The organism is Thalassotalea agariperforans, from assembly GCF_053470345.1.
In genome coordinates this window covers 1-8,939 of record NZ_JBQMWH010000028.1, presented here as the reverse complement: position 1 = coordinate 8,939, position 8,939 = coordinate 1, and the positions used below count along the sequence as shown (strand labels likewise).

Annotated in this window: 9 protein-coding genes; 4 read left to right on the top strand and 5 right to left on the bottom strand. The window is 35.5% G+C overall.

Translation table 11 applies throughout. The features are described from left to right. Positions 1 to 369: 369 nt before the first annotated feature. Positions 370 to 1,332, top strand: a complete 963-nt coding sequence (locus ACSLUO_RS17550; RefSeq protein WP_448250557.1) for an integron integrase — start codon at positions 370 to 372, stop codon at positions 1,330 to 1,332. A 300-nt stretch (positions 1,333 to 1,632) separates the two neighbouring features. Here ACSLUO_RS17550 and ACSLUO_RS17545 read toward each other — a convergent pair whose 3' ends face one another. After that, on the bottom strand, positions 1,633 to 2,292 hold the full coding sequence (locus ACSLUO_RS17545; RefSeq protein WP_448250555.1) for an NADPH-dependent FMN reductase: 660 nt from the start codon (positions 2,290 to 2,292) through the stop codon (positions 1,633 to 1,635). A gap of 144 nt (positions 2,293 to 2,436) precedes the next feature. Here ACSLUO_RS17545 and ACSLUO_RS17540 point away from each other — a divergent pair, with 144 nt between their 5' ends. Both ACSLUO_RS17540 and ACSLUO_RS17535 read left to right on the top strand, forming a co-directional pair. Further along, positions 2,437 to 3,270, top strand: a complete 834-nt coding sequence (locus tag ACSLUO_RS17540) for an NmrA family NAD(P)-binding protein (RefSeq protein WP_448250553.1) — start codon at positions 2,437 to 2,439, stop codon at positions 3,268 to 3,270. 8 nt (positions 3,271 to 3,278) lie between these two features. Then, positions 3,279 to 3,734 carry an anthrone oxygenase family protein gene (locus ACSLUO_RS17535; RefSeq protein WP_448250551.1) on the top strand — a complete coding sequence of 152 codons (456 nt, stop codon included), beginning with the start codon at positions 3,279 to 3,281 and terminating at the stop codon, positions 3,732 to 3,734. Here the strand turns inward: ACSLUO_RS17535 and ACSLUO_RS17530 are convergent. From ACSLUO_RS17530 to ACSLUO_RS17520, 3 genes are all read right to left on the bottom strand, one after another. Beyond that, on the bottom strand, positions 3,731 to 4,705 hold the full coding sequence (locus tag ACSLUO_RS17530) for an AraC family transcriptional regulator (protein WP_448250549.1): 975 nt from the start codon (positions 4,703 to 4,705) through the stop codon (positions 3,731 to 3,733). The two genes, ACSLUO_RS17535 and ACSLUO_RS17530, sit on opposite strands and share 4 nt — an antisense overlap. A 543-nt stretch (positions 4,706 to 5,248) precedes the next feature. Further along, positions 5,249 to 6,151, bottom strand: coding sequence for a pirin family protein (locus tag ACSLUO_RS17525; RefSeq protein WP_448250547.1), 903 nt, complete (start codon positions 6,149 to 6,151; stop codon positions 5,249 to 5,251). A 455-nt stretch (positions 6,152 to 6,606) separates the two neighbouring features. Continuing rightward, complete coding sequence (locus tag ACSLUO_RS17520) at positions 6,607 to 7,512, bottom strand: LysR substrate-binding domain-containing protein (protein ID WP_448250546.1); 906 nt, start codon at positions 7,510 to 7,512, stop codon at positions 6,607 to 6,609. Between the two features lie 137 nt (positions 7,513 to 7,649). On the opposite strand from ACSLUO_RS17520, the gene ACSLUO_RS17515 reads away from it, so the two are divergent. Beyond that, on the top strand, positions 7,650 to 8,171 hold the full coding sequence (locus ACSLUO_RS17515) for an NADPH-dependent FMN reductase (RefSeq protein WP_448250544.1): 522 nt from the start codon (positions 7,650 to 7,652) through the stop codon (positions 8,169 to 8,171). Positions 8,172 to 8,579: 408 nt separating this feature from the next. On the opposite strand, the gene ACSLUO_RS17510 is transcribed toward ACSLUO_RS17515, so the two are convergent. Then, positions 8,580 to 8,807 carry a hypothetical protein gene (locus ACSLUO_RS17510; protein WP_448250543.1) on the bottom strand — a complete coding sequence of 76 codons (228 nt, stop codon included), beginning with the start codon at positions 8,805 to 8,807 and terminating at the stop codon, positions 8,580 to 8,582. Positions 8,808 to 8,939 lie beyond the last annotated feature (132 nt).

Sequence of the window (8,939 nt, the reverse complement as noted above, 5' to 3'; positions counted from 1 at the left end):
ATTTGTCGGCACTTCCATTGCCAAAACAAAGAATTGAACCACACGCAAAAATAACCGTTGAGCACACAAATACAAAAGCAATTTTACAAATTTATGCGGACAACTAACAACTTATTAGACGTTAAAAAAACCTTTTTTACTCAGTTTTTGATGTCTAATTTGTTTATTATTATTTTTTCAACTCTATCTTTATAAATGTGATATATCAAGAGGTTAATTAGTAGCTAGGTCATATATTTCATGAGAAGTAAGGCTTTTTGCCTTGTTTCTACAATTTATCCTGTTAAAAACGTGCAAAACTAATAAATATATTAATCTATACTTACGAATATTAAATGGAATTATTTAATAGTTTAAATGGAGGTCAGAATGTCAAAATTTCTATTACACGTTCAAGAACAAATGGGGTTGAAACGTTACGCTAAACGCACTATTGAGTCCTATATCTATTGGATTAAAGCTTATATCAACTTTAATCAAAAATCTCACCCTAGCAAAGGGCATGACCAAGAAGTTGAAGCTTTTCTTTCTTATTTAAGTAATACAAAAAATATAGCCCCTAAAACACAGGCTTTAGCTCTTAATGCTTTGGTCTTTTTGTATAAAGAAATTATTAAAAACCCATTAACTCTTCAGCTTAATTTTAATCGTAGCCAGGCGGTCACTAAGCTTCCTACGGTGCTTACTCAAAAAGAAATTAAATCGTTGTTGGATGTTGTAAATGCAAACTATGCTTTACAGTGTCAACTTATGTACGGCAGTGGTTTACGTTTAATGGAAGTTATTCGTTTAAGAGTACAAGATATTGATTTCGATTATAGTTCAATACAAGTGTGGCAAGGTAAAGGCGGTAAAAACCGTCGAGTAACATTAGCGTCGGAATTAATTCCACCTTTGCAAAATCAAATAAAAGTCGTTGAAAAGTATTATCAATATGATGTCAAACAACCCAATTATAATGGTGTTTGGCTCCCTTACGCACTTGCTAAAAAATATCCTAATGCGCCTAAAGAGCTAGGGTGGCACTATTTATTCCCTTCAAAAAACTTAAGTATTGATCCTGATTCTCAATTATTACGTCGTCATCATATTAATGAAACTGTTTTACGTAAAGCCGTTAAAAAAGCCGCTTACGACGCCGGTATATCAAAAAATGTTACTTGTCATACATTGCGACATTCTTTTGCAACTCACCTATTACAACGAGGCGCTGATATTCGTACAGTTCAAGAGCAGCTTGGACATACAGATGTAAGAACGACACAAATATATACCCATGTTATTGAGCGAGGGGCGAATGGTGTTATCAGTCCCCTTTCAGACATTATATAGTCATAAATGGGCATGAAATAAAACCATCTGAAACATCAGATATGTAAATAAGCTGTTGTTATGGTGGCGGTTGTTAATTTAATAGCCTTAAAGGTTAGCTGTAGTAGTTCAGTTCTAATTTGAAAGTTGCTCGATTGTTAATGGTGCTTTGTCAGCTTTGAGTTGAGCTACTACAAAGTAAAAACTTTGCGAAAATAATTTTTAACGCCATAACGCCCAGCTAGCTTACCATTTTAGATCTGCATAACGGCGGAAAACGGCAGCGTGCAGCTGATTGTTATGTTACTTGCTAGTTATCACCTAAGGCGCATTACGCTCGGAGGGGTTCTTCTTGAAGTCTTTTACCATCTTATGTGGATCAACTTGTGCTCGATACTGCTGTGTCGCCTGAGCCCACCAAATTAATTGGTTGAATGTTCTTTCGAAATAATTAAACCAAGCGTCCTTTTCTTCCCCTGCTTGCATTGAACCATCCGCTGCAAAAACTTCTTGCGCTTTGGGCACATGTATCATCGCAGATACTGGCAAACAACCTAGCTCAGAAAGAAATGTACGCATTCCAACTGCTGCACGCATCCCGCCCCATTGGCCTGCCGAGTATGTAACAATAGCGCTTGGCTTATAGGAGAATAAAGAGCTACCAAAATGATTTAAAAGATTCGCAAGTGCCGGACTCATTGAATAATTGTATTCTGGGCTGACCATAATATATCCATCGGCACTCTCAATCTTTCCAGCCAACTCAACAAGGTGTGAAGGTGCCTTACTTGCTGGATAAGCGAAGTGCGGCTTAAATACAGCCTCAACCGGATAGTTCTTAGCATCAATAAGTTCTATTTCATGGCCTTCATATCGACTTTTCAAACATTCAAGAACTGCTTTCGTTACACGAACACCCAATCGGGCTGGTGTCGGAGGAGTACTTTCTCGCACAGTACCCAAAAAAACTAATAATTTCATAACCTCTCCATCGATGAACGCCATACCAAGCCTTGCTCAGTGCGAACAATTAGTGTACTAACTGCAATGTATTTAGAATGATAAGTCAGCAACTGTTTTTAACTTTACATTAAATTAACTCGTATATAATTCATAGGAGTAATTATGCAAAACTTACATTCAAATATTGAAAAAGTGTTAATCATAGGTGCAACAGGAAAAACAGGTCGTCGTGTTTGTCAATTATTATCTGAATTACTACCATCAGATAAAATTAAAGCGGCTAGCCGAAGTGCAGAAATTCATTTTGACTGGCAAGATAACAAAACCTGGTCAAAAGCTTTAGATCAAACATCACATGTGTACTTGACTTATTCACCTGATTTAGCAGTCCCTAGTGCAATACAACACATTAGCACCTTTTGTAATTTAGCAAAGAAAAAAAATATTAAACATATCACTATATTATCTGGTCGTGGAGAGCCTGCTGCTCAAGCATGTGAAGATATATTGATTAATTCTGGTATTAATTGGACGATTATTAGAGCATCCTGGTTCAATCAGAATTTTTCTGATGGTTTTTTTAATAGTTTTATCCATAATGGCTTAATTTGCTTACCAGTTAATGCTGTAAAAGAACCATTTATTGATATAGATGATATTGCTGAAATTGCTTGCCAATCCTTTATTGATCCTAAACACAGCAATAAACTTTACGAAGTTACAGGGCCTGAATTACTTACTTTCTCGGATATAGCAAAACTGTTTTCAGAAGTATTAAATAAGGAAGTAAAATTCGAGCAATTAACTCAAGCAACATTTGAGTCAGAAATGTCTGCTGCTCAAGTACCTGAAGATATTATATCTCTCTTAAACTTTTTATTTACTGAAGTATTAGATGGACGAAATGAATATATCACCAATGGAGTTGAACAAGCACTCGGTAGAAAGCCCAAAAGTTTTAGAGCTTTTATTAAAGCAAACATTGATAAGTTTTAGGTGGAATCATGACAATTCATATAACGTTACAAGTATTATGCATGGTCTCTATGGGTATTATGGGGGGGATTTACTTAATTTTCACCAATACTATTATTTCAGCTTTAAAAGAAGTGGAAAATGGTGCCTTAATTATGGCAAAAATCAATGATGTAATTTTAAATTGGTCTTTCAAATTAATTTTCTTTTTTTCCGCTTTATCTAGTGCTTACTTTGGCATTTTTGCCAATAACGTCGAATTTTCGTTCCAGCTTGGATGTGTAGTATTTTTTGCCGGTACTTTTCTAATTACTGTGTTTAAAAATATTCCTTTGAATAATAAACTAAAACAGGCGGCATATATGCAAAGTAATGTAAATGAAACTTGGGCGCTGTATCTAATTTTATGGCAACGATGGAATAACATAAGAACTTTTAGCGCGCTTTTATCATTAATACTAGTTTGTTCTTCTAATTACACTTAAATTTCGAGGTTAAGCTTGTGTTCTTTTCTAACATCACTCGGCGGGTAGCCATTGATTTTTTTAAAAGCTCGAGAAAATGCCGATTCTGATTGATAACCATAATCCATCGCGATAGATAATATAGATGATGTTGTATTCTGTAGGTCTGTATAAGCTAAAGACATTCTCCATTCTGTTAAATAATCAATAGGAGAGTTCCCAACAAGACGTTTGAATGCAACAGCAAAAGCAGTTCTGGACATTCCTACTTGATTTGCCAAGTCATTAAGTGACCAATGGTTAGCTGGTGATTCGTGTACAAGCTGAATTGCTTTAGAAATTCTTTTATCTTCTAAAGCTCCTAACCAAGAGAGTTTTTTATCTTTGTTAGACTCCATGTATTGCCTCAAAGCTGCAATAACCATTAAGTCAGCTAATCTTGTTATTGTACCAGTCGAACCTATACTTGTATTAAGTGCTGCTTTTGTTAATAGTTCAGTTAATGTTTTAATAAATTCATTAACTGAGCTGTTATTATTTATAAAAATTTCGTTTGGCAACCCTTTTAATAGCCTCAGAGTAAGCGGGTGCCTAAACGTAATTGCTCCACATAACATAATAGTTGCTCTTCCTCCACCGCCAAATTTCAAACGTTCAAAACTTTCATTAACAACTTCTATAGGTAGATCACTTAAGGGAGTATAAAAATTTACTATTTCACCAGATAGTTCATGACCGATTCCTTTAGGTAAAAGGATAAAATCGCCAGCGTGCATCAAAATAGAATCTGATTGAGTTCTAATTATTGCTTCTCCTTCTAAAACTAAATGAAATATCATGCAGTTTTCAATAGGAGGCAATAATATCCCCCAAGGGGAGCTGAATGTAGAATGCGTACAAAATACACTTTCCATAGAGATTTTGTTTAATAGCCCAGTTATCACTGATTCTGAAGTCTTGGACGATAACCTTGTTTTGTAGTCAAATGACATATTAAAACTCATTATTTAATGGTAAATAACGTTAATAAAAGATCCTATATCTTGTTATAAAGATTATAACCAACTTTATGATACTAACTATTGCCGAATAATGCTGTTGACAGAAAATTATCGGCACATTAAGTTACCTTAACCCGCGGAGGTTCACAAACTGAAACTTCTATCGCACTTACCAGAAAGTATGATTACTAAAGTCTCTACTTTCGATAAAAAAATGTTAATAAAGAGATAAAATAATTAGAGCGTGTTGACCTTTCGGGTATAATTTTTGTTCTAACAGAGCGCTTTCAGAATAAGGCGCGAGCGATGTAATATAGTTATTCTCGACAACTGCTCCTGCGTTGCTCTAATAACCTGCATCCATGCAGGAATATATAAAAAGGAAGCGCTCAGGACGAACCCGAAGGGCAACACCTGTATGCCCTTTCGACTACGTTATCGCTCATTATGTAGAACAACTAAAATTCAATTCCTCTGCCTTGTATAACCCTCATACAGCCTATTGAAAAAATATACAGAAAAGTTCAACACGCTCTAAAGTTTTTTTCCAATAGAACCAAATAAACCTAAATCATATTTTCGCTGCGCTGCATTGTTTTCGGCTTCTGTGGACATAGCAAAAGGTCCTCTCTGTACAAACTTTTCTGCAATGGCAGCTCCCGAAAATAAAACAAAATGAGCATCTACATTCTGCTTGTTTATGATACTGATAACTTGTTTTACAGCTTTTGCAGAAATAGCTTGGCCTTGCTTAAGCGTCACTATTTTATCTCCAATAGAAACGTCAATACACCCAGATACAGCGTATATCCAACTTTGTTCTCCTGCATTTGTTTTGTGCGAAAACCTTGAAGGCCTAAATAATTTCCCATCTAAAATAGTTAGGTAATTTGATGGAATGATCTTTCCTACAATACCATTTGACTCTCCTAAGACCACACGTACACGATAACTTTCATCAATAATCAATGGTATTTGTTGAGATCTAACCAAAGTTGATTGTGGCGCAGAGTATTTTAGTGACTTAGGTAAGTTTACAAAAACTTGCAAACCATGAATTTTCGCTCCGTTCCTTGGCGATTCGTCGTGAACAATTCCATTGCCTGCATTTAACCAATATAGGTCCCCTGGTAACAAATCAAAGTCATTACCAAGTGAATCTTGATTGTGAAATTTTCCAATACTATCTTCAAATATCAATGATACTGCGGAAAGTCCTGCATGTGGATGAGCACCAAAAGTTGGTTCCGTCATGGTATAATGATCAACCATTATCAATGGGTCCATGAGAGTTTCAAAAGATGTATGTCGAAAGCCTAGTGCGTCAAAGCCTTTTTTAATCTTAAATGACTCTCCTTCGATCACACATGACATATCTATCATATCGTTGATGTCTTTTTTATTAGTAGTTGATGGCTGTATTCTAAAGCTGTTCATTAATGTTTCCTATTTTGCATTGAACCGTTAATCTCATATTAGAATAGGACGATAACAACATAAACAGGTGTAATTTGAACTTATCATTCCATTTACGAAACGATATAAAAATAATTAATGCCATGCTAAAAGTTAATCACTAACTTTTATTTTTTCGTTCATTTAATTTTTACAATGCCTAGGGTCTGTTTGCCTTTGTTTAATTCAGCTGAGAGATAAAATCGTTTTAATCAAGGCTGAAATTATGTCGTTTAGTCATCTAAACCAATAATTTTAACGCTCAGTAAAGCGGTTTTAGCCTATGCCCACAGGGCAATGGTTATCTTTTGCGCTAGCGGCATTAGAATTTCACTCATTTAGAATTCACGCATTAGGAATAAGCAAACAAGCTTCATTCTGCTTTGCTATCACTAAAAATAGCCTATTACTGAAAATATAAAAAAGATCAACAGACCCTAATCTCCTATATGAGCATTTAAATTATTTTGCAAAAAATCGCTGAATGCTCTCACTGAAGGAGAAATACCTTTACGTGATGGCATAAGTAAACTCAATTGCGCTTTACCTGATACCCAATTTGGCAACACTCTAACCAATGAGCCATTTTGAAATTCATTTTTACAGGTATAAGCGGGTAAGCTAACAATACCAAGCCCATCGACAGCAGCTTTCTTTAAGGTACTCATGTCATCACTACAAAGTTGTGGGCTAAAGGGAATAGCAGTTTTAAGTCCTTCATTATTTTCAAGTGTCCAATGCCCTGCACTTGGTTGCCATCCAACTTTCAAGCTTTGTCTCTTATACAAGTCATAAGGTGCTTTTGGTGTACCTGTTTTTTTAAGATAAGTCGGGCTTGCAAATAAATGCCAGGAAACAGAGCAAAGGTTCCGCTGTATAATACTTGAGTCTGGTAAGTCTTCCATGTGCCCTCGTATAGCAATGTCAATACCAGAAGAAACCAAGTCAATGTTCTGATTGGTGACTTGTTGGACAAGCTCAACTTTTGGGTTTTCCTGCAGAAATTGAATTACCAGCTCTTTGATTGCAAATTGAGCGACTCCCACCGAACAACTTATTGTTACTCGACCATTAAGGGTTGTCTTCCTACTTTCTATGGCGGCTTCTGCGGCTTCCATTTCATCTAGAAGGACTCTGGCATGCTGATAGAATATTTGACCAGTTTCTGTAATATTAAACTGACGAGATGTCCTTTGAATTAATTTTACATCTAACCGTTCTTCTAGCTTTGATACATGTCTACTTAAGCGTGATTTTGGCATATTTAAAGCGCTTGCTGCGGAAGTAAACCCCTTTTTTTCTACTACTTGTACAAAATAATAATAATCATTTAAATCAATCATATGCTACCTATTCTCATAAATCACACCTCTGTCGTTCCATATAAGGAACGAAAGTTTCATAATTTGTATCTTCTATAAGTTATCGTTCTACATTTATACTCCAATTTCATATCGCAACATACAACTCGGAGATAAATATGAAGGTTTTAGCATTTGCAGCAACTAATAGTATCAAATCAATAAATAAAGCTCTTATAACTTACGCAATAACTTTTTTAGACAAACATGAAGTCGAAATCATTGATATCAACGACTATCAAATGCCTATTTATAGCAGCGACCTTGAAATCGCTCACGGTATTCCAAATTCAGCGACTGACTTTTTGGACAAAATATCAGAAGCTGATGTACTTTTGATTTCATTTGCAGAGCACAATGGAAATTATACCGTAGCTTACAAAAATCTATTTGATTGGGCATCAAGAAAAACACAAGCCGTATATCAAGGGAAGTCTATTGTTATGCTATCAACATCACCTGGCCCTAGTGGAGCTAAAAGCGTTTTAGAATTAGCTGAAAAATCGGCACATTATTTCGATGGAAATATTTTGGCGTCTTTATCAATACCGAGTTTTTATGACAATTTTAACCTAGATAAAAACAAGCTTATTAGCGCTAACCTGACTGAAAAATTGAAGTCAATATTGGCAAAGATATAGCCTAGATAAACAATATGAGGAAGTTATTAAGTAGCTGTACAGAATGTAACTTGATGACTTTTACTTGTGTTAATGTCCTCAGAACCTGATATCAATATTGCTTTTCACTAAGTCATACATGAACAGTTGGGGTTATTATGTGAGTGTTTAATAAGTTGCTTAGTTTTCCCTTGTCAAGCTATTAAGGTCGAAATGATAAAACCGATTGCCACATGACGGAAAAATTTAGCAGCACTAATATTTCCTGACGACTCCATTTTTATAATCATAAGCGGAAATCATCAATGGTAGTTATAGAAGCTCAAAAGTTACTTTACCACATTGACCCCAATGTTTAAGTACAGCTAACACCATAACCTTGGATGGGCAAACTGAAGCGCAGCATAGGTTGTTCCTAGTAGCAATTTATTAGAAACCTTTTTTCATAATATTTCGAATTCGTGCCTTCACAGATGGTGCCTCATCACGCATGGCCATCTCGAAGAATTGCTTAGCTTCTTTTATATATTCTGGATGCTGTTTGCTTAATTCATAAAGCCCGTTGTATGTCCAAGCCCGTACGAATTTATTTTGATCGGTAAGCGTGATTATTAAAAAGTTGTATACACTACGGCTATATGCATCGGTAATTGGCATAAAGGTGAAGTGGCATAGTTAATTTGGCCACCTACTTAGAGGTGTTATCATGCACCTCAGTAAACGTTAGGTGACACAATGACTAAACCAAGAAAACCCAATTTCAGTCCAGAATTTAGATTAGAAACAGCA